The sequence below is a fragment of the Rossellomorea vietnamensis genome, assembly GCF_008180615.1.
Classification (GTDB): domain Bacteria; phylum Bacillota; class Bacilli; order Bacillales; family Bacillaceae_B; genus Rossellomorea; species Rossellomorea vietnamensis_D.
The window spans coordinates 75,668-101,490 of sequence record NZ_VTEH01000002.1 but is presented as its reverse complement, the minus strand read 5'-3'; the positions used below and the strand labels follow the sequence as shown (position 1 = coordinate 101,490).

The 25,823-nt window shown below is 44.7% G+C and carries 28 protein-coding genes and 1 other annotated feature; of the genes, 26 read left to right on the top strand and 2 right to left on the bottom strand.

What is annotated here, in order from left to right; translation table 11 throughout:
• Nucleotides 1-34 precede the first annotated feature (34 nt).
• The 23 genes from FZC79_RS23775 (at nucleotide 35) to FZC79_RS03785 (ending at nucleotide 19,570) form a co-directional block, all read left to right on the top strand.
• Nucleotides 35-484, top strand: coding sequence for a type II secretion system protein (locus FZC79_RS23775; protein ID WP_148945544.1), 450 nt, complete (start codon nucleotides 35-37; stop codon nucleotides 482-484).
• A 12-nt stretch (nucleotides 485-496) separates the two neighbouring features.
• Nucleotides 497-1,240, top strand: coding sequence for a prepilin peptidase (locus FZC79_RS03890; RefSeq protein ID WP_148945796.1), 744 nt, complete (start codon nucleotides 497-499; stop codon nucleotides 1,238-1,240).
• Nucleotides 1,241-1,258: 18 nt separating this feature from the next.
• On the top strand, nucleotides 1,259-2,221 hold the full coding sequence (gene pilM, locus FZC79_RS03885; RefSeq protein ID WP_148945543.1) for a type IV pilus biogenesis protein PilM: 963 nt from the start codon (nucleotides 1,259-1,261) through the stop codon (nucleotides 2,219-2,221).
• Complete coding sequence (locus FZC79_RS03880) at nucleotides 2,221-2,832, top strand: PilN domain-containing protein (RefSeq protein ID WP_148945542.1); 612 nt, start codon at nucleotides 2,221-2,223, stop codon at nucleotides 2,830-2,832. The genes pilM and FZC79_RS03880 overlap by 1 nt, the downstream gene beginning before the upstream one ends.
• Complete coding sequence (locus tag FZC79_RS03875; RefSeq protein ID WP_187442634.1) at nucleotides 2,829-3,617, top strand: hypothetical protein; 789 nt, start codon at nucleotides 2,829-2,831, stop codon at nucleotides 3,615-3,617. Before FZC79_RS03880 ends, FZC79_RS03875 begins: the two co-directional genes overlap by 4 nt.
• 28 nt (nucleotides 3,618-3,645) lie before the next feature.
• A complete protein-coding gene (locus FZC79_RS03870) occupies nucleotides 3,646-4,086 on the top strand; it encodes a prepilin-type N-terminal cleavage/methylation domain-containing protein (RefSeq protein WP_187442633.1) in 441 nt (146 codons plus the stop codon).
• 103 nt (nucleotides 4,087-4,189) lie between these two features.
• Nucleotides 4,190-5,185, top strand: a complete 996-nt coding sequence (locus FZC79_RS03865) for a hypothetical protein (RefSeq protein WP_148945539.1) — start codon at nucleotides 4,190-4,192, stop codon at nucleotides 5,183-5,185.
• Nucleotides 5,186-5,388: 203 nt separating this feature from the next.
• A complete protein-coding gene (locus FZC79_RS03860) occupies nucleotides 5,389-5,955 on the top strand; it encodes a Maf family protein (RefSeq protein ID WP_148945538.1) in 567 nt (188 codons plus the stop codon).
• 73 nt (nucleotides 5,956-6,028) lie between these two features.
• Complete coding sequence (gene radC / locus FZC79_RS03855; RefSeq protein WP_148938124.1) at nucleotides 6,029-6,700, top strand: RadC family protein; 672 nt, start codon at nucleotides 6,029-6,031, stop codon at nucleotides 6,698-6,700.
• Nucleotides 6,701-6,829: 129 nt separating this feature from the next.
• Entirely contained in the window at nucleotides 6,830-7,834 is a 1,005-nt protein-coding gene (locus tag FZC79_RS03850; protein ID WP_148945537.1) for a rod shape-determining protein, read from the top strand.
• Nucleotides 7,835-8,061: 227 nt separating this feature from the next.
• Nucleotides 8,062-8,940: a rod shape-determining protein MreC gene (gene mreC, locus FZC79_RS03845; RefSeq protein ID WP_148945536.1), complete on the top strand. Its 879-nt coding sequence runs from the start codon at nucleotides 8,062-8,064 to the stop codon at nucleotides 8,938-8,940.
• Complete coding sequence (gene mreD / locus FZC79_RS03840; protein ID WP_148945535.1) at nucleotides 8,937-9,455, top strand: rod shape-determining protein MreD; 519 nt, start codon at nucleotides 8,937-8,939, stop codon at nucleotides 9,453-9,455. Before mreC ends, mreD begins: the two co-directional genes overlap by 4 nt.
• Nucleotides 9,456-9,658: 203 nt before the next feature.
• Entirely contained in the window at nucleotides 9,659-10,339 is a 681-nt protein-coding gene (gene minC, locus FZC79_RS03835) for a septum site-determining protein MinC (protein WP_148937816.1), read from the top strand.
• Nucleotide 10,340: 1 nt separating this feature from the next.
• Nucleotides 10,341-11,144: a septum site-determining protein MinD gene (gene minD, locus FZC79_RS03830; RefSeq protein WP_148945534.1), complete on the top strand. Its 804-nt coding sequence runs from the start codon at nucleotides 10,341-10,343 to the stop codon at nucleotides 11,142-11,144.
• Between the two features lie 1,118 nt (nucleotides 11,145-12,262).
• Entirely contained in the window at nucleotides 12,263-13,033 is a 771-nt protein-coding gene (locus tag FZC79_RS03825) for a M23 family metallopeptidase (protein WP_148945533.1), read from the top strand.
• Nucleotides 13,026-13,892, top strand: coding sequence for a M50 family metallopeptidase (locus FZC79_RS03820; protein ID WP_148945532.1), 867 nt, complete (start codon nucleotides 13,026-13,028; stop codon nucleotides 13,890-13,892). The genes FZC79_RS03825 and FZC79_RS03820 overlap by 8 nt, the downstream gene beginning before the upstream one ends.
• 96 nt (nucleotides 13,893-13,988) lie before the next feature.
• Nucleotides 13,989-15,446, top strand: coding sequence for an Rne/Rng family ribonuclease (locus tag FZC79_RS03815; RefSeq protein WP_148945531.1), 1,458 nt, complete (start codon nucleotides 13,989-13,991; stop codon nucleotides 15,444-15,446).
• 541 nt (nucleotides 15,447-15,987) lie between these two features.
• Nucleotides 15,988-16,069 (top strand) — a sequence feature (ribosomal protein L21 leader region).
• A gap of 13 nt (nucleotides 16,070-16,082) precedes the next feature.
• Nucleotides 16,083-16,391: a 50S ribosomal protein L21 gene (gene rplU / locus FZC79_RS03810; protein ID WP_006838655.1), complete on the top strand. Its 309-nt coding sequence runs from the start codon at nucleotides 16,083-16,085 to the stop codon at nucleotides 16,389-16,391.
• Nucleotides 16,392-16,403: 12 nt separating this feature from the next.
• Entirely contained in the window at nucleotides 16,404-16,739 is a 336-nt protein-coding gene (locus FZC79_RS03805; RefSeq protein WP_148937812.1) for a ribosomal-processing cysteine protease Prp, read from the top strand.
• A gap of 12 nt (nucleotides 16,740-16,751) precedes the next feature.
• Nucleotides 16,752-17,042, top strand: coding sequence for a 50S ribosomal protein L27 (rpmA, locus tag FZC79_RS03800; protein ID WP_113930151.1), 291 nt, complete (start codon nucleotides 16,752-16,754; stop codon nucleotides 17,040-17,042).
• A gap of 173 nt (nucleotides 17,043-17,215) precedes the next feature.
• On the top strand, nucleotides 17,216-17,740 hold the full coding sequence (locus FZC79_RS03795; protein WP_187442632.1) for a Spo0B C-terminal domain-containing protein: 525 nt from the start codon (nucleotides 17,216-17,218) through the stop codon (nucleotides 17,738-17,740).
• A 53-nt stretch (nucleotides 17,741-17,793) separates the two neighbouring features.
• Nucleotides 17,794-19,086, top strand: coding sequence for a GTPase ObgE (gene obgE / locus FZC79_RS03790; protein ID WP_148945529.1), 1,293 nt, complete (start codon nucleotides 17,794-17,796; stop codon nucleotides 19,084-19,086).
• A 13-nt stretch (nucleotides 19,087-19,099) separates the two neighbouring features.
• Entirely contained in the window at nucleotides 19,100-19,570 is a 471-nt protein-coding gene (locus FZC79_RS03785; protein WP_148945528.1) for an ACT domain-containing protein, read from the top strand.
• A 722-nt stretch (nucleotides 19,571-20,292) separates the two neighbouring features.
• Here the strand turns inward: FZC79_RS03785 and FZC79_RS03780 are convergent.
• Entirely contained in the window at nucleotides 20,293-20,838 is a 546-nt protein-coding gene (locus FZC79_RS03780) for a transcription repressor NadR (RefSeq protein WP_148945527.1), read from the bottom strand.
• A 30-nt stretch (nucleotides 20,839-20,868) separates the two neighbouring features.
• Entirely contained in the window at nucleotides 20,869-22,005 is a 1,137-nt protein-coding gene (locus FZC79_RS03775; protein WP_148945526.1) for an IscS subfamily cysteine desulfurase, read from the bottom strand.
• A gap of 122 nt (nucleotides 22,006-22,127) precedes the next feature.
• Here FZC79_RS03775 and nadB point away from each other — a divergent pair, with 122 nt between their 5' ends.
• Genes nadB through nadA form a run of 3 tightly spaced genes read left to right on the top strand, consistent with a single transcriptional unit; the run spans nucleotide 22,128 to nucleotide 25,665 of the window.
• Nucleotides 22,128-23,720, top strand: coding sequence for an L-aspartate oxidase (gene nadB / locus FZC79_RS03770; protein WP_252183240.1), 1,593 nt, complete (start codon nucleotides 22,128-22,130; stop codon nucleotides 23,718-23,720).
• On the top strand, nucleotides 23,689-24,522 hold the full coding sequence (gene nadC / locus FZC79_RS03765) for a carboxylating nicotinate-nucleotide diphosphorylase (RefSeq protein ID WP_148945525.1): 834 nt from the start codon (nucleotides 23,689-23,691) through the stop codon (nucleotides 24,520-24,522). The genes nadB and nadC overlap by 32 nt, the downstream gene beginning before the upstream one ends.
• A gap of 36 nt (nucleotides 24,523-24,558) precedes the next feature.
• Nucleotides 24,559-25,665, top strand: a complete 1,107-nt coding sequence (gene nadA, locus FZC79_RS03760) for a quinolinate synthase NadA (RefSeq protein ID WP_148945524.1) — start codon at nucleotides 24,559-24,561, stop codon at nucleotides 25,663-25,665.
• Nucleotides 25,666-25,823: the final 158 nt, after the last annotated feature.

Sequence of the window (25,823 nt, the reverse complement as noted above, 5' to 3'; positions counted from 1 at the left end):
ACCTAATCTAAAAGAACCATAGGAGGTACGGAGAATGTTTAAGAAAATCGGTCAAAAAATGAAAGACCAAAGAGGGTTAACCCTTATCGAACTGCTTGCTGTCGTTGTCATCCTTGGAATTATTGCTGCTATTGCCATCCCTAGTATTGGTGGGTTGATTAATAACTCGAAGAAGGATGCACATATTGCGAATGCTCAGCAGATGGTTAACGCTGCGAGGTTGGCAGTAGCAGGAAATCAAGCTGACCCTGGTGCTGTAAAAATGAGCACATTAATTGATCAAGGTTATTTAGAGGAATTTGACAATCCTTCTGATTCTGCTGGTTATAATGATGAAACAAGTATAGTTACAATTACAGAAAATGCAACCTCTGGTAATTTTACTTATACAGTTACATTGATTGGAAATGCCGATACAAGTCCGGTGACTCATCTCAATGGAGAAGATCCAGACGTTATTACAAGAGCAGATGTTGATCTTTAATAAATTGTGAGTATGATCCTGATTTTTTACGGCCTCCTCCTAGGCTCCTTCTACAACGTAGTAGGCCTGCGAGTACCGCTTAACCAATCAATCGTCAAGCCGCGTTCCTCTTGTCCGGGATGCGGTCATACCCTGACGGCACTGGAATTGATTCCGGTTCTGTCATACATCATTCAAGGAGGAAAGTGTTCCCGCTGCCGGGAGCGCATTTCTCCTCTTTATCCTTTAGTGGAAGCCTCAACCGCCATACTATTTCTAATCTCGTATTCTATCATCGGATGGGAGCCGGAACTTATTGTTGCTCTCACACTTGTTTCGCTTTTTGTCATCATCTTTGTTTCTGATATAAAATACATGATCATCCCGGATAAAGTTCTGTTATTTTTCTCGGGGCTTTTTTTGTTAGAACGACTATTTATCCCATTGGACCCGTGGTGGAATTCTTTGGCTGGAAGTGCCATCGGATTCAGCCTGCTTCTGCTGATCGCTGTCGTCAGCAAAGGCGGAATGGGCGGCGGCGATATTAAACTATACGCGCTCATTGGCTTCGTTATGGGGGTGGGCCCCCTTCTGCTGGCGTTTTTCCTCGCAACACTTTTGGGAGCTGTGATCGGAATGATCGGGTTGGCGGCAGGATTCTTCCAAAGAAAGAAACCGATTCCGTTTGGACCATTCATTGCGGCAGGTGCTTTAATTTCTTATTTTTATTATGACAGTATTATAGACTTGTATTTATCACTCTTAATGGGTTTTTAGGTAAAGGGGTTATATTCAATGAACTTTGGATTGTTTGGAAATAACAATAGAATAGCGAATCTTGTCATCACTGATACAGCAATCCGGTACGCAGATTTGAAGATGGGATCTCCGCTGATCGTACAGAACTATGGAGAGAAGCTTCTTCCTCAAGGCGTCATTACAGATGGAAAGATCATTGAATATGACTCCCTTGCCATGATCCTGGAGGAGTGTATCTACGACTGGGGGATCAAGAAACGGCAGGTCCGATTCATTGTTCCCAGCACATCCATCATAGTCAAAAGAGTGCTTGTTCCAGGGGATATCGCAGAGGATGAATTGAAAGGGTATCTGTTCATGGAAATCGGCACAAGCATTCATCTTCCTTTCGAAGATCCTCTATTCGATGTCGTCAAGCTTGGGAATAAAGACGATAAGCAGGAGATCCTGCTGGTCGCTTCACCTGAAGAAGTTATCCATTCCTACAGAGATATCCTTGATGAAGTGAAGCTGAAGCCGGTGGCCGCTGACATTTCACCATTGGCTCTCTACAGATTCTTTTATCAAACTGATATGGTGAGAAGCGCCGACCACGAAATGATTCTTCAGTTTGATGAAACACTTTTGACCATTTCCATTTTCCATAGGAATCAGCCGATCTTTCTCAGGCCGATTTCCTTCCAAGGTGATGTCGATTTTCCGGACTCATCTCCAGATCTTGATCGCGGAGGGATATTTTACTTGGAAGATACGTTCAAAGAGATTGAGAAAGTGTTCAGTTTTTATAAATACTCATTGAATAAGGGCGAGGTCAATGTCAACAATGTCATTCTGACTGGAGACCATCCCTATCTCAGTGAAATATATACAAGTTTGACAGAAAGACTGAGCGCAGCTGTACATAGAGCACCACAGGATTCCATGCTTGATGCTAAAGGGCAGGCTGTACCGGGTTACTATGACCTGGCTGTCGGCCTTGCGCTGAAAGAGGTGCTGTGATGCTGATAGATATCAATTTACTTCCACAGAAAGAACGTAAACGCAGGCTGCCAATTTATATTGCGATTGCTTCGATTGCTCTGACGATCATCGGGACAGCATTCCTGCTGATTCATACGAATCTGTCTCAACAAAAATTAGAGAATCAGACTACAGAACTTGATATGAAGAAAGAATTTCGCCTTCAGCAAGAGACTGCCATGAACAGCATTCAATCATCCGATGGCCTGCAGGAGCTTCAAACGGCCGTACAGTGGGCGGAAGAGTATCCTATAGATACGGTGCCTGTTCTTGAGCACCTTACAGCCCTGCTGCCGGAAAGAGGTTTCTTCAAGTCGTTCAATTACACGGAAGAAGGTATGATTAACCTCAACGTCCAGTTTGATACGAGCAGACAGGCTGCCTACTTCCTTAATGATTTGAAAAGTTCAAAGTGGATAGGGGAAGCAAAGCTGACATCTGTTGAAACATCGCAGGGCGAAACAGCAGAGGACACCATTGTACTTCCTGAAGATAAAATCATGCCGAGGTACTTGGGGCAGTACGAAATCTCCCTCAACCAGGCTGCCATCAAAAATGAGCTTGCTGAAAATGAAGGAGGGGATGAATGATGAACCTCCAATTTGATAAAAGAGAGTGGCTCCTTATCGCCGGTTCTTTACTGCTTGGAATCCTAATTTTAACAGTAGTCTATTTCCTGCTGTATAACCCAATTCAAAAGGAAATCGGCCTTCGTGAGCAGGAGTTGGAAACAGAAGAGAAACTGATTTCCCTGCTCCAAGAAAAGACAAGCAATATCGAACAGGAAACCTTTGAAAGTTCAATCTCTCTTCAGAAAAAGGTTCCTGTCAAACCTATGACAGAAAAACTTCTGCTTGATTTGGAAAAAGCGGAAACGATTTCTGACAGCTTCGTATCAAGCATCCAGTTTGCAGAGGGCGATGTGACACTTCCCCTGACTTCACAAAGCGCAGAAGAAGACATAGAAAATATTTCATCTGCCCAAGGCGATGAAAGTACCGATGGAGAAGCAGAGGCTGAAGTTGATACAGAAGCACAGCCGCAGGAGCTTCTCCCTCAAGGTCTGAAGAAAATCAGCGCGACCCTGTCAGTAGAATCTCCAAGTTATTTCGAAATGGAAAGATTCCTGGAAGTACTTGAAGATCTTGATAGAATAACAGAAATTGAACAAGTCGCCTTCGAAGGACCGGAAGAATCGACATCTCAGGGAGACAGTTACGATAAAGTCAGCTACAAACTTGTGGTAGCTGCTTTCTACCTGCCTGACTTGATTCAATTGATAGAAGAGATGCCTGGTCTGAAGTCGCCGCCTCCAGCGAATAAGGTGAATCCTTTCAGCTCTTACGGTGATTTGGAAGAGGAAGACGACGAATAAAAGATAGCCTGCAAAGGGGCTGGATATAGTGAAACTGAATCAAAAAGGATTGACGCTGGTCGAGCTGCTCGCAGTGATCGTCATCATGGGGATCATCGGGATGATCGCTGTCCTCGCCATCGGCCAGATCATAGAAAAATCAAAGCATCAGGCATTTGTAGCCAACGCCCATACGTTAAAAGATGCAGCCACCCTGTATGCAAAAGAATCCCTGCTGCATGATAATGAACTTACCGAAATCTCTTATAAAACTCTTTATGAAAACAATATGATAGAAAAGATTCGGGACCCTTTTACAAAAAACCTCTTGGATCCGGAAGATAATGGCACATTTGTTGTTGTAAATAAAGAAAGCATTGTGTCTATCTGCTTCATCGGAGAAACCAAAAAGCTGTGCGGAAAAGACGGGGAAAACTTTACACCTGTTTTAATGAAAGATCTAAATGAGAGCCTGATATCATCCAATTGAAAAAATTGACGAAAACCTCTTTGGACAAGACGACAAAAGTCTTGTTCTTTTTTTTATGCGCTGTGATAGCATGAAAAAAACGACAAAAAGGAGGGGGTCAAAAGTGGACAAGCGGGAAAAGAAAAATGCCGGCATCACGATCAAAATCAATGGCGATAAAAAAGATTTCCAGGAAGATCTTCCTGTACATAATTGGAAATTAGGAGAACAGGAATCTGCAGCTGCGGAAGAACGGGCAGAAGATGAGTCCTTTGAATGGGTTCTGCCTGATGAAGATCCGGTCCCTAAAGAGTTCAAGAAAATCAACTATGTTCAAAAGAATAAGAAAAAAGGAAAAAGGACTTTCAGCGGAGGAGGCATTACTCCGGGGATTGCCCGTATCATCTATACACTGGTAGGTGCAGTAGCCATTTCGCTTATTTTTGGCTTTATTATTCTTAATGTAATCACGGAAGGAGAGCAGTCTGCACCTGCCATCAAGCTTCAGGAACCCGGCAGTTCAAATACTGGTGAAGCTGCCACACCTTCTGCAGGCGGAGGAAGTATTTCAATAAAGAGTTTGAATACCTCAGTATTACAGGGAGGTGTGTTTTCCGCTGCTGACTCAGCAAATGCCATGAAAGCATCTCTGGAAGCAAAGGGACTACCGGTCATGCTGATGGAGATGGAAGGTAATCAGTACCTTTTCCTTGGAACCTCAGGAGATCTGGAATCGGCCAAGTCGATGGGAAAAAAGCTGACTGAGCAAAACGTCGAAGTGTATGCCAAGGATATTGTACTTTCGGAAAAGAAAATTGAAGGGTCGAAAGCTGACGGTGACTTTCTTGAAAAGTCTGCAGCCCTTTATACTGAGTTAGCTGCCGAAAGTACAAGTGCATATACTTCAGGAAGTGTGAATGACGAAAAGTTGGCTGAAATCAATACACTCTTGAAAGACATCACAGCTATTAAGACGGGAGAAAGCATGAAAGGGCTGAGAGAAAACCTGGAGGCAGCTGCTCTTAACCTGCAGGAGTACAAGTCTTCTTCCGAGCTCACCAAGCTGGTTGCTTCCCAGCAATCTCTTCTTAATTACCTGGAGGCCTATCACAATTTGTAACCTTATCTCGTATAATGGATATTTTCCGGGAAATATATAATAAAGTGGCAGAGCAGGATCAGTTGGCTCTGCTTTTTTATTTTGTTATCCACATACCTTAACTCACCCTAATACTCTTCGGTTATTAGTTGTGATTGAGACAAGTATTTGGTACGATGAACTAGTATCTCCCAATCAAACGGAAGAAGGGAAAGGTGTATGAATTGTCAAACCTCATTTTAGCTTCAGGTTCTCCCCGCAGAAAAGAACTTCTACAACAAATCCAACTTTCTTTCTCTATTGAAGTCAGCCACGCTGATGAAACTTTCCCGCAAGAACTTCAGCCGGACGAAGTCGTCATGGAACTGAGTAAACGAAAAGCAGCCTCGGTGGCGGCAGGCCATCCAGGTTCCTTTGTCATCGGCTCGGACACAGTAGTTGTCCACAATGGCGAAATCCTTGGAAAACCAGAAGATTCCAGCCATGCCAAGGATATGTTAAGAAAGCTGTCCGGCAGTACTCACTCTGTTTATACCGGAGTAGCCATTGTAAAAGATGAACAGGAAAAAATGTTTTACAAAAAAACAGATGTAACGTTTTGGGAGCTGACAGAAGAGGAAATAGATACTTATGCAGCTTCCGGTGAACCACTCGACAAAGCAGGAGGGTACGGCATCCAGGGACTGGGCGCCTTCCTGGTGAAGGAGATCCGGGGTGATTACTTCTCCGTTGTCGGTCTGCCGATTTCCCAGGTATACCGCAGCTTGAAAGAAATGGGTTATCACCCATAAGCATATTTCCTCTCTTTTTCCTCCTATGCGTTATAATTAGGAGGTATTGAATCATTTGACAGAGACAAAATTGATGATCAGGGATTACCCGACTGACGAACGGCCGAGAGAACGAATGGTCCAAAGCGGTGCTGCAAGCCTGTCGAATCAGGAGCTGCTGGCAATCATTTTAAGGACAGGCACCAAATCTGAGTCTGTCCTCCAATTGTCCAACAGGGTCCTTACCACATTTGAAGGGTTCAGGCTGTTGAAGGAAGCATCGCTTGAGGAAATTACGGAAATTAACGGAATTGGTCTGGCTAAGGCAGTGCAGATCATGGCTGCTGTTGAAATCGGGCGCCGGATCAGCAACCTTGCATTCGATGACCGTTATTCTATCCGTTCACCTGAAGATGGAGCCAATTATGTGATGAATGATATGAGATTCCTTTCACAGGAGCATTTCGTCTGCCTCTATCTCAATACCAAGAATCAGGTGCTTCATAAACAGACGATTTTTATAGGCAGCCTGAATGCCTCTATCGTTCATCCGCGCGAAGTCTTTAAGGAAGCGTTTCGGAGGTCCGCCGCTTCCATCATCTGCATACACAATCATCCTTCCGGGGACCCTACCCCGAGCAGGGAAGACATAGAGGTGACGAAGAGGCTGGTGGAATGCGGCAAGATCATAGGGATAGACGTTCTTGACCACTTAATCATCGGTGAAAAGAAATATGTCAGCTTAAAGGAAAAAGGCTACTTATGAGGCTTTGTTTTTTGTAGGGGTTAAGCTATAATATTGTTTATGCTTTTTGCACGCTCAGTTCGATATATAGGGAAAGAACTTATATAGATTGGAATGACCCCATTCCGAATTAGAAAGGGAGATACAACAATGTTTGGTACAAAGGATCTTGGAATAGACTTAGGAACGGCTAACACGCTCGTATATGTAAAAGGAAAAGGAATCGTCGTCCGCGAGCCATCAGTTGTGGCAATGCAGACGGATTCCAAGCAAATTGTCGCTGTCGGCAACGACGCTAAAAATATGATCGGAAGAACTCCAGGGAACGTAGTGGCCCTCCGTCCAATGAAAGACGGTGTCATCGCAGATTACGAAACTACTGCTACAATGATGAAATATTACATAAGACAGGCGACGAATGGAAGAGGTTCCTTCTCACGCAAGCCATATGTGATGATTTGTGTTCCATCGGGCATCACCGCAGTTGAAGAACGTGCTGTCATTGACGCTACGCGGCAAGCAGGAGCGAGGGATGCTTTTACAATCGAAGAACCATTTGCAGCGGCTATCGGCGCAAATCTTCCAGTATGGGAACCAACTGGAAGCATGGTTGTGGATATCGGAGGCGGAACGACGGAAGTTGCGATTATTTCCCTGGGCGGAATCGTGACAAGCCAGTCCATCCGTGTAGCAGGGGATGAAATGGATGAAGCCATCATCAACTATATCCGCAAAACGTACAATTTGATGATTGGGGACCGTACAGCTGAAACGATCAAAGTTGAAATCGGTTCTGCCGGTGACTCTGAAGGTATTGATACTCTTGATATCCGCGGACGTGACCTGTTGACAGGACTGCCAAAAACAATTGAAATCACAGCGGATGAAATCGCGGCTGCACTTAGGGACACCGTTTACTCCATTGTGGATGCCGTGAAGAGTACACTTGAGAAGACTCCGCCGGAATTGGCTGCGGACATCATGGATCGCGGAATCGTCCTCACAGGAGGCGGCGCTTTGCTTCGCAATCTGGACAGAATCATCAGTGATGAGACGAAAATGCCTGTCCTTATCGCGGAAAATCCGCTTGACTGTGTGGCAATCGGAACAGGAAAAGCTCTGGACCATATCGATTTATTTAAAAATAAGAAATAATCTGGATGAACATTCAGGATGGGGCTGCACTCATTGAAAGGTTTAGTGGGCAGTCCCTTCTTGTTTGCTGTGAATGGTAAAAGTATCCTTTTCGACTCTGTGAGCTTTTACATAAAAGGCTCTTTTTCATTTTTAAGAAAAATGGTAGATTAAGAAGTGTACTAGAAGAGTTAATATTTTGCATACATCAGGAGAGAAAATAAGTGTAAAAGATAGAGGTGTCTTTCATGCCCCGCTTTTTTTTGAATAAACGATTGATCATCCTTCTTGTCAGCATCATCGTGCTGGTGGCATTGATAGGATATTCTGTTCGTGAAAGGGATAACATATCCTGGCCGGAACAGTTTGTAGGAGATATTGTCGGATTTGGGCAGTCGCTGGTATCCAAACCGGTTGGTGCTGTTGCAGGCTTCTTTGAAAATGTTAATGATCTGCAAAATACGTACACCGAAAATCAAAAGCTGAAGTCCAGGCTTGAAGAACTTGTGAAATTGGAAACAATGGTCAAAGACCTTGAAAAAGATAATGATGAGTTGCGCGAGATACTCGGCAAGGAAGAAAATCTGAGAGACTTTGATCCTATCCAGGCAACCGTCATTGCCAGAAACCCGGGGCAGTGGGAAGATCTGCTTGTGATTGATAAAGGAAAAGTTCAGGGAGTTCAATCCAACATGGCGGTCATCACGGCCCAAGGGTTAATAGGAAAAGTTAAAAGCGTTAAGCAGTTTTCGTCAACAATCGAGCTTCTCAGCAATAAAAATCCGAACAACAGAATTTCTGCCCTTATCCAGGGAGAAGAAAATGTCATCGGCTCCATCGAAGGATATGACACGGAAAGGGATCAGCTTCTTGTTAAGCGAATCCCTAATGATATGCCGGTAGAAGAAGGCTCCAAGGTGATCACTTCCGGCCTCGGCGGAGTGTTTCCAAAAGGCCTGCCGATTGGCGAAGTTAAGGAAATTGAGTCAGATCAATACGGGCTGACTCAAACAGCCTATGTCGAACCAACGGCAGATTTGTATCATCTCGAGCATGTGATCGTTGTGGACAGAAGCAAAGTCAGCATCGACCTGGAGGAGCCGGAAGAAGCGGAGGATGAGGAATGAAGAGACTTCTCCTTCCGCTGATTGCCTTGCTTTGTTTTTATGGCTCCAGCGTATTCGTCACCTTCCTGCCATTGGATATAATCAGTAGTGACAGGGTTCTGGTTCCGCACTTCCTGATTATTTTCATCTTGTTGATGAGCGTCTATTATCATAATACAACCGCCGTTCTTTACGGCTTTATCTTCGGATTTCTCTATGATTCTTTTTATACAGAGGTACTCGGTGTGTACTTGTTCATTTTCCCATTTGTCACCTTTTTGACATCCCGGATCATGAAAGTTTTAAACAACAATTGGATTGTCACCAGTATAGTAATCCTGCTGAATGTGTCACTTCTTGAGTTTATTGTCTATGAAATTAATTTCCTGATAGGTAAGACGGACTGGGATATTGCAGCATTTGCCGATTTGCGCCTATGGCCGACACTTGTTCTGAATGCTGTTTTTATCATCATCTTCTCTTATCCTTTAAAACAACTGCTTTTGAAGCTTGAAAAAGAGAGACTGGAAGACTGAATGAGCTGTTTCCGCCGCTGCCTGTTTCTGGAGCTTGCTGCAACAGCTGTTTCAGCAGGTAAGGAGCCGGGTGGAATGGCAGGAATGCACATTTACATTCACCTCACAGCCCATCCTCAATAATTTTTAAAAAGCACGTTTTAAAAAAGGAAACAGGCATGCATTTGTCGAATTAAATGATGACTGAGGTGAATTATTCCGACATGAAAAAAAGGCAAAACGTTATGATCAAAGGTACAAAAGATGGGTTGACTCTTCATTTGAATGATCAATGCTCACTCGAGGAATTGAAAAGTGAATTGAAGGACAAGCTGTCTGCGCAATACCGGCAGAGCGAGGGGACTCCTCTGATAACTGTAAAAATACAAGCGGGAAATAGATATTTGACTTCACGTCAGAAAGAGGAACTCCAGGAGATTGTAAGTGAGAAACGCAATTTAACAGTCCAGGAGATTACCTCTAATGTCGTGACGAACGATGAAGCGTTAAAGATGAAAGAAGAAAGTGAAATCCATACAATTGCCGGTGTCATCCGTTCAGGACAAGTAATTGAAGTTCCGGGCGATTTGCTTATTGTAGGAGACGTCAACCCAGGAGGCACCGTTAAAGCCGCGGGCAACCTTTATGTAATGGGTGCACTGAAAGGGATTGCACATGCAGGATACACGGGCAGCAATGAAGCGGTGATAGTCGCATCACAAATGACGCCTTCGCAGCTTCGGATAGCCGATTGCCTGAACAGGGCTCCTGATCATTTCGATAAAGAAGAAGGACATGAAATGGAATGCGCCTACATAGATGAATCGAATCAAATCGTGATTGACAGATTGCAAGTTTTGAAGCATCTTAGACCAAATATAACCAGTTTTAAAGGGGGACGCTAATGTGGGTGAAGCTATAGTAATCACTTCAGGTAAGGGCGGTGTAGGTAAAACGACTACATCCGCGAATGTTGGAACGGCATTAGCTCTGCAAGGGAAAAAAGTCTGTTTGGTGGATACCGATATCGGCCTGCGGAACCTGGATGTCGTTATGGGGCTTGAAAACCGGATTATTTATGATCTGGTCGATGTCGTGGAAGAACGCTGTAAAATCCATCAGGCCCTTGTAAAAGACAAACGGTTCGAAGATAAGCTCTTCCTGCTTCCGGCCGCACAGACAAGCGATAAATCGGCGGTCTCTCCTCCGCAGATGAAGAAATTGATCGAAACACTCAAGCAGGACTATGATTATATTATCATCGATTGTCCTGCCGGAATTGAACAAGGCTACAAAAATGCCGTTGCTGGTGCTGACAGGGCGATTGTGGTAACCACACCTGAAATTTCCGCTGTCAGGGACGCAGACCGCATCATCGGCCTGCTCGAAAAAGAAGATATCGAGCCTCCGAAACTCATCATCAACCGCATCAGGACTCATATGATGAAAAGCGGCGAAATGCTGGACGTCGATGAAATCACGACTCACTTGTCCATCGACCTGATCGGCATTGTGGCGGATGATGACAATGTCATTAAATCCTCCAACAGAGGCGAGCCGATTGCCATGGATCCAAGCAGCAAAGCATCTATAGCCTACCGCAACATCGCCCGCCGAATCCTTGGAGAGTCCGTGCCGCTTCAATCATTGGATGATGATAAACAAGGCGTATTCACCAAGCTCAAAAAGTTCTTTGGTGTAAAAGCTTAATAGAATCAAAGAAAGCCGTCCTGCATTTTTGCAGAGCGGCTTTTTTGTTTTTTCTGTAGTTGGGGGGAAGGAGTTGATAAGCTGCAGATTTGCCGGCGGGAGGATAGGTGGAAAAAAGTTTAGAAACGGTGAAGGAAGCATCTGATGTGTTAGCGAGGTACATCAAATGTGGGAAATCAATAGATGATGTACCTTGCAGGGAGAGCGGGGTACATCAGAAAGGAAAATCGAGAAGATGATGTACCTCGCCGGGCGAGCGGGGTACATTAAAAAGGAAAACCGAGAAGATGATGTACCTTGCCGGGCGAGCGGGGGGCATTAAAAAGGAAAACCGAGAAGATGATGTACCTCGCTTAGCGTGCGAGGTACATCAAAAAGGAAAATCGAGAAGATAATGTACTTCGCTAAGCGAGCGAGGTACATCAAAAGAAAAAAACGAGAAGATGATGTACTTCGCTAAGCGAGCGAGGTACATCAAAAGAAAAAATCGAGAAGATAATGTACTTCGCTAAGCGAGCGAGGTACATCAAAAAGGAAAATCGAGAAGATAATGTACTTCGCTAAGCGAGCTAGGTACATCAAAAGAAAAAATCGAGAAGATAATGTACTTCGCTAAGCGAGCGAGGTACATCAAAAAGGAAAATCGAGAAGATATTGTACTTCGCTAAGTGAGCGAGGTACATCAAAAGAAAAAATCGAGAAGATAATGTACTTCACTAAGCGAGCGAGGTACATCAAAAGAGAAAATCTAGGAGATAATGTACTTCGCTAAGCGAGCGGGGTACATCAAAAGAAAAAAACGAGAAGATGATGTACTTCGCTAAGCGAGCGAAGTACATCAAAAGAGAAAAATGAGAAGATGATGTACCTCGCCGGGCGAGCGGAGTACATCAAAGGGAAAAAAATGATTCACCTCGTAGAGAAAGGACTGCATCATTCTGCTGACAAGGGAGCCGCTTCATTCAACAAACTCTTCAACAGACATATTTCCAAAGGACAAGTCATACATTGATAGCAAAAGGGACTTGTACTATACAGGGAGAAGAGTCTGCACCGAAAGCCGATCGTTACAGACTCCAGGCTGTACGCGTTCCAGCATACAAAAAGGGGAATGGTATATGGGGAATCGAGCGGATGAAATCAGAAAGCGGATAGCTAAGAGAAAACGGATGAGCAGCACCCATTCTTCTGAATCCCGGGGCATGCTGCTTCCAACGGACGAAGAAAGGTATGGCGGGGAACGGTTTTCATCTTACGAAGGGGGACCTTCTGAAGGAACCCATCCCCTGTTCAGCAAAGAAATGTTCATTCTGAAGATCCTTGGGACCAGTGTCATTGTTCTTTGCACGGCTATTCTTTTTCAGAATCAGGTACCTGGGTTTGATAAAGCGCGTTCATATGTACAGCAGACAATGACGAAGGAATTTCAGTTTGCGGCGGTTGCCACATGGTATGAAGATCAATTCGGGAAGCCTCTCGCTTTGCTTCCTGAGGGAAAAGACAGCACCCCGCCTGAAGCGACGGAGACAGCTGATTATGCACTGCCTGCTTCAGCAAAGGTCGTTGAAAATTTTAAAAGCAATGGGCAGGGCATTATGGTGGAAACAGGGAAAGGTTCCCTAGTGGAAGCCATGAAAGGCGGATTGGTCACCTTTGCAGGAAAGAAAGAGGATCTCGGGCAGACTGTCATCATTCAGCATGGTGATAAGTCTGAGTCCTGGTACGGGCATCTGAATACAATCGAGGTCACTCAATATGCACAAGTGAAAGCAGGCGATCCGGTCGGAACTGTGACGGACGAAGAGAATGCATCGACTGGAGAATTTTATTTTGCCATCAAAAAAGAGGATGCTTTCATAGATCCAATCCAGGTGATAACATTTGAATGAATTCGGAAAACTGCTGAAGAAGGTTCACATTCATCCGCTGCTGTGGGCGGCGGCCGGACTGGCGATTCTGACCGCCCATTTCGTTGAGCTGATCATGCTGTTTATCATTATATTGATACACGAGTTAGGACATGGGGGTGCGGCCCATGTTTTTTCTTGGCGGATTAAGAGGATTTCCCTCCTGCCATTTGGGGGAGTAGCGGAGATGGATGAGCATGGAAACCGGTCATTGAAGGAAGAACTCATTGTGGTGGCAGCCGGTCCGCTTCAGCATTTGTGGATGATGGGGGGAGCCAAGCTTCTCTATTCCGCCGGGCTGATGCCTCCTTATCATTACGAGCTTTTCATTCAATTGAACTTGATGGTGCTGCTGTTTAACCTGCTGCCCATTTGGCCTCTGGATGGAGGGAAACTTCTCGCAGTTGGGCTTGGGCACAGGTTCACGTTCATCACCGCCTATCAGTGGACGTTGATCCTGTCACTGGCTGCGCTTCTGCTGTTTCATGCGGTAGTCCTTATGACGGTTCCTTTCCATCTTAATCTCTGGATCATCCTGTCCTTTTTGTATTTTTCTTTATGGACAGAATGGAAGCAGAGGAAATTTACCTTCATACGATTTTTATTAGAAAGGTACTACGGTAAAAGCGGAGACGTCCGGGATTTAAAACCTCTCAAGGTGGATGGGGAGGAAACCATTTACTCTATACTGGAGAAATTCCATAGAGGATTCAAGCATCCGCTCATTGTTTATATTGATGGCAAAGAAGCCGGCAAGCTGGACGAGAATGAAATTCTTCATGCTTATTTTACTGAAAAGATGACAACGGCTAAGTCCCGTGACCTTCTGTATTTATATTGAAACGTTTGCGTAAAGTTTCTCTCCATATTATGATGAAAAGACTGACCGGCTTGCGGTTAGTCTTATTCTATTTGTACTCGAAATGAGGAGCTCTTGATGAACAGAATTATCGTAAATGCATTGGGACGGGAAAAAAGATGGGCCCGCCTGCGTGATGGAATTATGGAGAGTCTTCATGTCTATCAACCTGAAAAAGAATCGATCGTCGGAAACATTTATCTGGGTCGTGTCGATAAAGTTGAAAAGGGCCTGAATGCTGCTTTTATTAATATTGGCGAAGATAAAAATGGTTTTTTACATATAGATGATCTGGCAGAGTATGTATCCCTGGAGGAGCCGGAAAGAAACTCTGCAGAAATCAGCAAGCTTCTCCACCAGGGCCAAAAGCTGCTCGTTCAAGTGAAAAAGGACCCTGCAGGAACAAAAGGGCCGAGGCTCACAGGTGTGATAGAACTGAAAGGGGCTTCCATTGTCTATATGCCCCAGGGCCGCTATGTGGCTGTCTCGAAAAAAGCGTCCGATGAAGAACAGAAGAAAAAATGGCGCCGCTTTGGCTCGAAACTGAAAGAGGACCAGGAAGGCATTCTCTTCAGGACAGCCTCCCTGCAAAAATCAAATGAAGAGATTACGACAGAATTCATGGCATTAAGAAAGCAGTACCAAAATTTATATGCTTCATCACTCAATCGAAAAGCTCCATTCTTGCTTCACGGGCAGGATGTCATGGCGGATGATATCTTGGAGGAAGTAAAAAAAATCAAGGAAGTTGAAATCATTACGGATGATTTTGCATGGAAAGAAGAGCTTCAGGTCTATTTCCAGCAGCACGGAGTATCGCTGTCTTCTCCGATTTTCCATTACCAGGGCCACGAGAATATTTTCAATCATTACCGGGTAGAAACACAAATTGAAAAAGCGATGCAAAGAGTCGTCTGGCTGGAAAAAGGAGCGACTATTGTCATTGAACCTACCGAAGCCTTGACGGTCATTGATGTGAATACTGGCAAATTCACTGGTAAAAGCGGTCTTTCCCAAACGGTATTGAAAACCAATAAAATGGCTGCAAAGGAAATCGCCAGGCAGCTGAAAATCAGGAACCTGTCAGGCATCATACTCATAGACTTCATTGAAATGAAGAGTGAACAGCAGGAGACAGAAGTGATCGCTGCTTTAAAGGCTGGACTCAGCGATGATGGTAAACGTACCACCATCGTCGGCTTCACGGAGTTGGGAATCCTTCAGCTGACGAGGAAGAAGACAAAGCCGCCGCTGCTTGAGTATACGACATGTACCTGCCCATCCTGCAGCGGACAGGGCAGAGTGCTTAGTGCGGAATCCATGGCCTACAGGCTTGAGAGAGAACTTTATGAGCTCTATCCTGCAGATGAAGATAAAGTAGTTATCGAAGCGACAGAAGATGTACAGCGGGCATTCCGTGGTGAGAATTCTCATTATCTAAAAGAGATGGAAAATACGATTCACAAAAAAATTGAGTTCCAAGTTGTTAAAGAGAGCAAACCGTATTATAAAATCAAAAGATTGGAAAACCGGTAGTATAACCCTGTTGATGGTTCCAGTTCCAGCGTTCACCCTCTCGGAGTTGATCAAGGAGCTTTACGCTTTTTGAAATAGCGGGAAAAATTCCCCTTAATTAATATGCAGTGTCAAAAATTAGCTGAAATAGAGGGAGAATTTCCCCTTATTAGACTCGAAGCACTAGAAAACAGGGGCATTTTCTCTAAATAAGGGGAAAAGTTCCCCCTATTTACCAGTTAAAAGAGGTAAAAGATGAACTTAGCGGGAAAATCTCCCCTTATTTTTTTGCTCCTCGGGACATAACTTTTAATTTTGCTTTTTCTAAATTACTTTAATCCATGTAGTTCTTTTTTACGTAGAGGGACAGCAGCAGAAGCGATTTCCTGCAGGACAAGCGTGACGTCCAGTCCAGCTGGTGCAAAGTACACGCCCCTCGGAGACCAAAGAACTCTGGTTTTTATTTATGAATCAATTTCCTGAATCATTTTAATTCCCATGAAAGCTATTGACACCATTCTTGATTTTATGATAGGATTCTTATGTTATAGTTTTTGTAGCACCCGTGCTACAACCGCTCAATTCAGGCAGTAAGCTTTTGTTGCAAAACAAGACGCCTGTACTTGGCGAGTCTGAGTTTATAAGGAGGTGCCATTCATGTACGCAATTATCGAAACTGGCGGAAAGCAAATCAAAGTAGAAGAGGGACAATCTATCTACATTGAAAAGCTTGCAGGAAACGAAGGCGAAACAGTTACTTTTGACAAAGTACTTTTCGTAGGTGGCGACAACGTAAAAGTAGGAAGTCCATTAGTTGATGGAGCTACTGTTACAGCTAAAGTTGAAAAACAAGGCCGCGCTAAGAAATTAGTCGTTTTCAAATACAAGCCTAAGAAAAACTATCGTCGTAAGCAAGGTCATCGTCAACCTTACACTAAAGTAACGATTGACAAAATCAACGCGTAAGGCGTTTGAAAAATGATTAATGTTTACTTCACTAAAGATCCGGGAGGAAGAATTTCTTCTTTTTCCATGGATGGTCATGCAAATTTTGCGCAGAATGGTCAAGATATCGTTTGTGCCGGAGCATCGGCTGTATCCTTTGGTGCCGTTAATGCGATCATGTCATTGACCGGGGTTCAACCCGAGATTGACCAGTCGCCTGATGGCGGTTACCTTCACTGTGAATTCCCGGCAGGCCTGCCGGATGAAACAGAGGAAAAGGTCCAGCTTCTCTTACAAGGGATGATTGTCTCTTTACAGACGATAGAACGTGAATATAGCAAGTTTATAAAAATAACCTTCAAAGCGTAGGAGGTGGAACACATGTTAAGATTAGATCTTCAATTTTTCGCATCGAAGAAAGGGGTAGGTTCGACTAAAAACGGTCGTGACTCTATCTCAAAGCGTCTTGGTGCTAAACGTGCTGATGGTCAAGAGGTTACTGGCGGATCTATTTTATACCGTCAACGCGGTACTAAAATTTACCCGGGAGTTAACGTTGGACGCGGCGGTGACGATACTTTATTCGCTAAAGTTGACGGAATCGTACGTTTCGAGCGTATGGGCCGTGACAAGAAAAAAGTCAGCGTATACCCTGTAGTTAAAGAAGCATAATGCTTTTTAAAGAAAACTCTAGCCGTATATTCGGTTAGAGTTTTCTTGTTTTATGGAGATCAATTTTAACAGTTCAGTCGAATTTTGTCTTTTTAACAGGAAAATTTTTCGTTCCCCTATTCTTTTCTGATATACTACATATAAGAAAAGTCCGTTTTATAGGGAGTTTTATGATGAATAATGAATGGAACCTGGTAGAGGCATTGAGGCATGCCCGCCATGACTGGATGAATAGATTACAATTAATCAAAGGCAATATGGATTTAGGGAGAATGGATCGGGCGAAACAGATCATTGAAGAAATTGTTGCCGAGTCCCAGAATGAATCCAAGCTTTCTAATCTTAAGGTGCCTAAGTTTTCTGAGTGGATGCTGACCTATAACTGGCAGACCCATTTTATCAAGCTGGAATTCGAAGTGCTGGAAGCAGAAGAACCAGATGTGAATGATGATACGTTATTTGGCTGGTTCACAGGGCTTTTTTCAGTTCTTGAAAACTGCGTGAAACCCTATGAAGAAAACAATATGATGGTAACCATCAAGATTTGCCAGCAGGAAGCACGGTTTGAATTGGATTTTAATGGGATAATAGTAGATGAAGAAAGCCTGCAGGACTGGCTGGTAAAAAACAGTCCCGGTGTTGCGGTTGAGACCATGGATAGTAACGGATTTCTAATATCCTTGAATCTAAATAGATAATTTATGGAGAGCAGGCCATCTTGTGGTCCTCTTTTTTTAAGGAGTGAAAATAAATGTTTGTCGATCAGGTCAAGATTTATACAAAAGGCGGCGACGGAGGTAACGGAATGGTTGCTTACCGCCGTGAAAAATACGTCCCGGACGGAGGTCCGGCTGGCGGTGACGGCGGAAATGGCGCCGACGTGATATTTGAAGTGGAAGAAGGTCTTCGCACACTGATGGATTTCCGCTATCAGCGCCACTTTAAAGCGCCGCGCGGAGAGCATGGGATGAGCAAGAATATGCACGGAAGAAATGCAAAAGACATGGTGGTCAAGGTTCCGCCTGGTACCATTGTCAAGGATGATGATACAGGAGAATTGATTGCCGATTTGACGGAGCATGGTCAAAGAGCGGTCATATCCAGAGGCGGACGCGGCGGAAGAGGAAATACCCGTTTTGCGACACCTTCCAATCCAGCTCCAGAGTTATCGGAAAAAGGGGAGCCGGGCCAGGAACGTTATATCGTGCTGGAATTGAAGCTTCTTGCTGATGTCGGACTTGTAGGTTTTCCGAGTGTAGGAAAATCGACTCTGCTGTCCATCGTGTCAGCAGCCAAGCCGAAAATCGGGGATTACCACTTTACAACCATCGCTCCTAACCTGGGAATGGTTGAAACGGAAGACGGACGCAGCTTTGTTATGGCTGATCTTCCAGGATTGATCGAAGGCGCATCGGAAGGTGTAGGTCTGGGACATCAGTTCCTCCGCCACATCGAACGCACACGTGTCATCGTTCACGTCATTGATATGAGCGGACTTGAGGGAAGAGATCCTTACGAAGATTACCAGACAATCAATGCGGAGCTGGAAGCTTACAACCTTCGTTTGACAGAACGTCCGCAAATTATTGTAGCGAATAAAATGGATATGCCTGATTCAGAAGAAAACCTTAAGAACTTCAAGGAACAACTGAAAGAGGACTATCCTGTCTACGGAATCTCTGCCGTGACAAGACAAGGTCTTCGTGATCTGTTGTTTGCCATTGCTGATAAACTGGAAGAAACGCCTCAGTTTGCGATGTTCCAAGAAGAGGAAGAAGAAACAAAAGATCAGCGCGTCCTTTATAAACATGAAAAAGCTGAGGCTGAATTCTTTATCACAAGAGAACCGGATGGCACATTCGTTGTCAACGGTGCTAAGATAGAGAAACTCTTTAAAATGACCGATTTCAGCCGTGAAGAATCTCAAAAAAGGTTCGCACGTCAATTGCGCACCATGGGAGTCGACGAGGCACTGAGAGAAAGAGGAGCAAAAGACGGAGACACTGTCAGACTGCTTGACTTTGAATTTGACTTCGTCGATTGATTGAAGCTTTGTAATGGGGGAACCAGCCTTGCAGAAAAAAGCACAGGACGGAAAATTTTATCTGGTAAGGGAAGACGTGCTTCCTGATGCCATGAAGAAAACCTTGCAAGCCAAAGAGCTGATTGAGAGAGGTAAAGCCGGTTCAGTCTGGGAAGCTGTCCGCAGCATCGACCTGAGCCGGAGTGCCTTTTATAAATACCGCGACACTGTATTTCCGTTTCACAGAATTGTGAAGGAACGGATCATCACTTTGTTCTTCCACCTGGAAGACCGATCAGGGACACTCTCCTGCCTGCTGGGCGAAGTGGCCAAAACGGGCTGCAACATTCTAACGATTCACCAGACGATTCCGCTGCAGGGAAGAGCGAACGTCACACTTTCCCTAAATGTAGCTGATATTATGGTGGATATCGAAGAAATGCTGAACAGCTTGAGAAAACTTGAATTTGTGGAAAAAGTCGAAATGCTGGGCTCAGGTGCCTAGCATTTTTTTGTCTTGTTATTGGGTTGATATCGGTGAGGAAGAGCTGAATGGTTGATAGAATCGTTAAATCGGTTGATAGAAGACGCTTTTGGGTTGATAGAACGGCTAAACCGGTTGATAGAATCCCGGAACTGGTTGATAGACCAGCAATAGTCGCTGATAGAGCACCATGAAGTCCTGCATGACGGATGTAAACCGGGATATGATTTGCTGGATTAAGGGCATTCGTTGATAGAAAGGGCAAATTCGTTAATAGAACACGCTAAATCGTTGATAGAAACAAAAATTCGTGGATAGGATACTTAAATTCGTTGATAGAACTGCAAAAATCGTTGATAGATTGCCATCGCTGACCGCGAGCAGCTTGATACCAAAATATAAACAGGTAAGACAAAGCAATTAAAAGGAAGAACGGCGATAGAAAGGGTAAACTCATCGATAGAGCTCGTTTCCCTTCGCATAACAGGACTAAAATGTGTTTCCGAGTGAGAGCAGGATATCTTAATGAAATTGATAGAACCATCACATCAACCCGATTGATAGGAAGCAAAGCACGCCGAACGATCCCCTCCGAACCCACGCAAAACTCCGCAGCCGCATGAGTGCTGACACTCCCCCGCATATCCCGATCTCAAGACCACTACCCCAAATCCGAGTACTAGCCCCGCCATATAAAAAAAGACAAACCAAAAAAGGATACCCTCTATGGGGCATCCTCGTAATCAAGAAGTAGTTTCAATCAGGAAACCAGCATCTTTCAGTGCCTTTTCGGCGTTGGCCATTACTTTTTCGTTCGGTGCCGAGATGGTGTGCAGGTGGATGCCGTCTGTCAGCTCGGATAGGTAGGAGGCGTTTGTTTCTTTGATTTTGTTCATGAACTGTTTTACTTCCTGGCGGTTGGAGACCATGATGGAAGCGGTCAGGTCGCCGTAAACTTTATGCTCGATCCTGACGTCTTTGACGAGGATTCCGTGGTCGACCAGGAGGTTCAGTTCTTCCTCTGTGCGGTCCGGTGTGTGCCTGCAGGCAATGGTTTTTTCGACAGTGCCTTCAGGTTGTTTCGGCTGCAGGTAGAGGTAGCCCTGGCTTGTGGCGATGATAGGTTCTTCTCTGGCCTTCAGCAGGGTGATGTCACTGACGATGACCTGCCGGCTGACATTCGTGAATTTGGCAAGGTCTCCTCCGGTGATTGGGATTCCTTCTTCCTGAAGTTTGGATAATATAAGATTCCTTCGTTCTTCTCCAAGTATTTTCTTGCCTTTTGACATTGTATTTCTCCTCTCCAGCGTAGCAGAAAGCTATTGTTCGCAGTGTGTTTCAGCAATATCGGCAAGAGCCTTTACCAGCTCTGTAACATCTTCTTTCGTTGTATCTTTTCCCATTGATATCCGGATGAATTCTTTACCGGCTTCTTCCGGAAGGCCTAGTGCACTTACTGTTTTGGAAAGGGCTTGTTTGCCGGTCTGGCATGCGCTTCCGGTTGAAATGGCGAATCCTCTTCTATTACATTCTAACATGACCCACTGGCCTTGGAGCCCTTTTAAGCATAATCCAATAACATGCGGCATCTGTTTTCCTTTAGGAGCTTCTAATATCATCACAGATTCGTTCAGGTGAGTTTTTATGCCTTCGATGAATAAATCCCTGAGCTCTCCGTAATTCGCTGTCTTAAAGCCGCTGCAGGCGCTCTCAGCGGCACTGATAAAAGCGGCGATTCCCGGCGTGTTCACTGTGCCGCCTCTCAGGCCTCCTTCATGCGTCTGATTGGGAAAAATCGACCTGGCTGTATGCCTGGGATGAATATAAACTGCTCCGACTCCCTTTGGACCATAAATTTTATGAGAAGAGACGGCGAGACTGTCGACCAATGGTGCCAGTTCTGAAACATCTCGTTTTCCAAAAGACTGGACCATGTCGGTATGAAGAAGAATTTCTTTATTTTTACAGGTGCTAGCGATCTTTTTAAGGTTTTGTATTGAACCTATTTCCCCATTGGCATGCGCAATCGAAACTAGAATCGTATCATGCCTGATTGATTTTTCCAAGTCTTCCAGAGAGATCATGCCGTCACTGTTGAAAGGCAGGGTGGTGATTTCAAATCCTTGTTCTTTTAAAAATCCCATGGCTGAATGGACAGACGAATGTTCAGCCATCCCGGTAATGATATGGCATCCGCGGTGTCTATTCTCCAGCGCAAGTGAAAGAATCCCGAGGTGGTTGGCTTCTGTTCCTCCTGATGTGAAATAAATCCCCTCAGAAGCGACCCCTAATAATCCCGCCAATGTATTTCTGCATTCCTGCAGAAGCTGGGCTGCTTTGGCGCCGGTGTCATGGAGACTTGAGGTATTGCCGTAAAAATGGGTGGCAGCCTCTATGTAAACTTGCAGGGCCTCTGGTTCCATGGGTGTCGTTGCAGCATAATCAAAGTATTTCAATAGCAGAAACTCCTTTTTCGAATTTTCTAAATAATTTTAGAGAAGAAAAAACTCTTGTCATTAGTTTAAATATGTGTAAATATATGTGTCAAGACACCTGTAAATATTGTGGAGGGGTCAATGTGAAAAAAGCAGATGTAATTATAGTCGGAAGCGGACTTGCAGCCTTGCAGACCGCAAGAGAGTTAAATCCGGAATTGAATGTGATGATTATCACAAAGGGAACAAGAAGAGGAAGTAATTCGTATATGGCACAGGGCGGCATTGCTGCTGTTGTGGCAAAGGATGATAATATAGCCAGGCATTTTGAAGATACACTGGAAGCTGGGCGCGGGCATCAGATCGAGGAGGAAGTTCATTCGCTCGTGACAGAGGGACAGCGGATTGTTCAGAAGCTTGTTGATGAAGGAGCTCCATTCGATAGGAACAATGATGGCACACTGAGCTTAGGAATGGAAGGGGCTCACAGCAGGAAGCGTATCCTTCATTGTGGAGGAGATGAGACAGGCAGATTTTTGATCGAGCATTTTTTGAAAACCCTTTCAGGGAATATCAGCTGGGTCGAAGAAGAGATGGTTTTTGAATTGCTGCAGAACAGCGAGGGTGCTTGTATTGGAGTGAAAACCATGAATCGGCAGGGTGCCGTTCATGCGTATTATGCACCAATCGTTGTAATGGCTGCAGGTGGAGCAGGAGGATTATATTCATCCACCTCCAACCATCCTACCGTGACAGGTGACGGAATGGCGGCGGCGTTTAGAGCGGGAGCTTATATTGCAGATGCGGAATTCATTCAATTTCATCCTACGCTTCTCTATGTGGACGGAAAAACGAAAGGGCTGGTATCTGAAGCTGTCAGGGGAGAAGGGGCACACCTTTTTAACGATGCCGGCGAAAGAATCATGGAGGGCATTCACCCGCTTAAAGAGCTTGCTCCCAGACATGTGGTGGCACAGCGGATTTTTGAACAGAGGCAGATGGGCAGGGATATCTATTTATCTATCAAACTAATAAATGAGTTTGAAACGAAATTTCCTTCCATCAGTGCTATGTGCAAAGAGAACGGAATCGATTTGTCCCTCGGCAGGATCCCGGTTTCGCCTGGCTGCCACTTTATAATGGGCGGAATTGTGATAGATTCAGCAGGAAAAACCAATGTAGAAGGGCTTTATGCAGTAGGGGAGGCAGCGTGCAGCGGCGTCCACGGCGCCAACAGGCTTGCCAGTAATTCTCTCTTGGAAGGGCTTGTATACGGAAAGAGACTTGCTGATTGGATCAACGCTCAAAAGAAATCGATTAGCATTAATCCCAAAAAAATGCAGGACGCTGAACAGCAGAAGTCTGGCAGAAAAGCAGCTGCTCCCTTTAATGTGAAGGAATTTCAAGAGCGGATGATGGAATCTGCGGGGATCATCAGGAATGGGCAGAAGCTTGAAGAACATTTGAATTGGCTCCAGAACATAGAATTCAGACTGGACGAAAAACTGGATGAACTGAATCCAGAAGACATCGGAAAGTATTTCATGTGGATCAACAGCTTGATTGTTACAAGAGCTGCACTTTTACGGACGGAAAGCCGTGGAGGGCATATCAGAAGTGATTACCAGGAAGAAGACGATTTCTTCTGGATGAAGAGGCGGATCGTGCATTCATTAGAAGACGGAGAGATGAGGACGTGGCTGGATGAACAAGTTAAAACTAAAATCTATGCTTGAGCAATTTTACCTTGAGGATCTGGGGGATGGAGATCTCAGTTCTCAAGCATTATTTACACATGAAAATCAAAGTACATTTCATTTTATTGCGAAAGAAGCCGGTATATTTTGCGGCAGAGAAGTAATCCTGACCGGTTTTAAAGTGATGAACCCGGAGATATTAGTGAACATTTACAGCGAAGACGGTGAAAAAGTAGAAGCCGGAACTGTGATAGCAGAAGCTTTCGGACCTGCAGCCGACCTCCTGCAGGCTGAACGCGTTATCCTGAACCTGGTCCAGCGGATGAGCGGGATTGCGACACAGACGGCAAGGGTCGTGGAGCTGGTGAAGGATTATCCTGTCCGCATTTGTGATACCCGAAAGACGACTCCTGGTCTGCGCATGCTCGAAAAATACGCCGTAAGATGCGGGGGAGGCTACAATCACCGCAGCGGCCTTTACGATGCAGTTATGCTGAAGGATAATCACATTTCATTCAAGGGCTCGATTTCCTCTGCTGTAAAAGAGGTAAAAAGCAAGCTTGGCCATACAGTGAAAGTGGAGGTTGAAATTGAAACCCGCGATGGGCTCCGGGAAGCTGTAGACAGTGGTGCGGATATCATCATGTTTGATAACCGCACACCTGAGGAAATCGCAGAATGGATTGGGGATGTTCCGCCGCATATTATCACAGAGGCGTCCGGCGGAATTGGGATTGAGAATGTAGCCGACTATGCAAAATCTGGTGTTCACTATATATCGCTGGGCTTTTTGACACACAGCATAAAAGGACTTGATATCAGCGCAAAAGTGCTCGATTGAAATAGGGCAGCGGGAAGAGGAAAGGGGTAATCGACTATGGGTATCTTACAGACATTAAAGCAGAATACTTATGAACTGCCGGAAAAATATAAGAATTTGTCCATTGGGGAAATGGAAGCAAGAGTCAGGGAAATCAAAGCAGAGCTCGGCACGAAGCTTTTCATACCAGGACACCATTATCAAAAGGATGAGGTTGTCCAATTCGCGGATACAACAGGAGACTCGCTTCAATTGGCGCAGGTATCCGCTGCGAACAGTGAAGCGGAATACATTGTTTTCTGCGGTGTACATTTCATGGCAGAAACAGCGGACATTCTTACAAATGAAAACCAGAAAGTCATCCTGCCAGACATGAGAGCGGGCTGTTCGATGGCCGATATGGCGGACATTCATCAAACAGAAAGAGCATGGGAAATGCTTCAGAATCAATTCGGGGATACCATCCTGCCGCTGACTTATGTGAATTCAACAGCAGCAATCAAATCTTTTGTCGGTAAAAATGGCGGGGCAACAGTGACTTCCTCCAACGCCCATAAAATGGTGGAATGGGCACTCTGTCAAAAGGAAAGAATCTTATTCCTTCCTGACCAGCACCTGGGAAGAAATACAGCCGCTGACCTTGGAATCGACCTGAATGATATGGCTGTCTGGGATCCCATCAGAAATGAATTGATTCATGAAGGAGATGCCGAGCGCATTAAAGTGATTCTCTGGAAAGGCCATTGTTCCGTCCATGAGAATTTCACCCTGAAAAACATAGCGGACGTGAGGGAACAGTATCCGGAAATGAATATTATCGTTCATCCGGAGTGTCGGAGAGAAGTGGTTGAAGCCTCAGATGATAACGGCTCAACGAAGTATATAATTGATACGATCAAAAAGGCTGCACCGGGAACCTCCTGGGCAATTGGCACAGAAATGAACCTGGTCAAGAGGCTGATCAATGAACACAGTGACAAACATATCATTTCGTTGAATCCCCATATGTGTCCCTGCTTGACGATGAACCGCATCGACCTGCCGCATTTACTGTGGTCTCTAGAGAACATCGTTGAGAACAAACCGGAGAATATCATCAAAGTAGACAGTGAAACAGCACAGAACGCTATATTTGCACTTGAACGGATGCTGGCAAGGGCTTAATAATTATCACAAGATACACTTAGTGAAACTTTAAAAGGTTCCGTTTTTGGGTGTTTTTTGTATAAACGACATTAAAACTGACCTATGTTTTGGCATAGGTCAGTTCTTTTATTTGCTGGCTTAAAGTCTAAACTCAAAAACTCCTCTTGATACCCATT

Coding starts and splice junctions, on each gene's coding strand:
- FZC79_RS03825 (WP_148945533.1), top strand. CDS start 12,263: ATGGGGAATCGAGCGGATGAAATCAGAAAGCGGATAGCTAAGAGAAAA.
- rpmA (WP_113930151.1), top strand. CDS start 16,752: ATGTTAAGATTAGATCTTCAATTTTTCGCATCGAAGAAAGGGGTAGGT.
- FZC79_RS23775 (WP_148945544.1), top strand. CDS start 35: ATGTTTAAGAAAATCGGTCAAAAAATGAAAGACCAAAGAGGGTTAACC.
- mreC (WP_148945536.1), top strand. CDS start 8,062: ATGCCCCGCTTTTTTTTGAATAAACGATTGATCATCCTTCTTGTCAGC.
- FZC79_RS03850 (WP_148945537.1), top strand. CDS start 6,830: ATGTTTGGTACAAAGGATCTTGGAATAGACTTAGGAACGGCTAACACG.
- nadA (WP_148945524.1), top strand. CDS start 24,559: ATGGGTATCTTACAGACATTAAAGCAGAATACTTATGAACTGCCGGAA.
- FZC79_RS03780 (WP_148945527.1), bottom strand. CDS start 20,838: ATGTCAAAAGGCAAGAAAATACTTGGAGAAGAACGAAGGAATCTTATA.
- FZC79_RS03795 (WP_187442632.1), top strand. CDS start 17,216: ATGAATAATGAATGGAACCTGGTAGAGGCATTGAGGCATGCCCGCCAT.
- FZC79_RS03815 (WP_148945531.1), top strand. CDS start 13,989: ATGAACAGAATTATCGTAAATGCATTGGGACGGGAAAAAAGATGGGCC.
- rplU (WP_006838655.1), top strand. CDS start 16,083: ATGTACGCAATTATCGAAACTGGCGGAAAGCAAATCAAAGTAGAAGAG.
- pilM (WP_148945543.1), top strand. CDS start 1,259: ATGAACTTTGGATTGTTTGGAAATAACAATAGAATAGCGAATCTTGTC.
- radC (WP_148938124.1), top strand. CDS start 6,029: ATGATCAGGGATTACCCGACTGACGAACGGCCGAGAGAACGAATGGTC.
- mreD (WP_148945535.1), top strand. CDS start 8,937: ATGAAGAGACTTCTCCTTCCGCTGATTGCCTTGCTTTGTTTTTATGGC.
- FZC79_RS03890 (WP_148945796.1), top strand. CDS start 497: ATGATCCTGATTTTTTACGGCCTCCTCCTAGGCTCCTTCTACAACGTA.
- FZC79_RS03875 (WP_187442634.1), top strand. CDS start 2,829: ATGATGAACCTCCAATTTGATAAAAGAGAGTGGCTCCTTATCGCCGGT.
- FZC79_RS03880 (WP_148945542.1), top strand. CDS start 2,221: ATGCTGATAGATATCAATTTACTTCCACAGAAAGAACGTAAACGCAGG.
- FZC79_RS03805 (WP_148937812.1), top strand. CDS start 16,404: ATGATTAATGTTTACTTCACTAAAGATCCGGGAGGAAGAATTTCTTCT.
- obgE (WP_148945529.1), top strand. CDS start 17,794: ATGTTTGTCGATCAGGTCAAGATTTATACAAAAGGCGGCGACGGAGGT.
- minC (WP_148937816.1), top strand. CDS start 9,659: ATGAAAAAAAGGCAAAACGTTATGATCAAAGGTACAAAAGATGGGTTG.
- FZC79_RS03785 (WP_148945528.1), top strand. CDS start 19,100: ATGGGGGAACCAGCCTTGCAGAAAAAAGCACAGGACGGAAAATTTTAT.
- nadC (WP_148945525.1), top strand. CDS start 23,689: ATGAACAAGTTAAAACTAAAATCTATGCTTGAGCAATTTTACCTTGAG.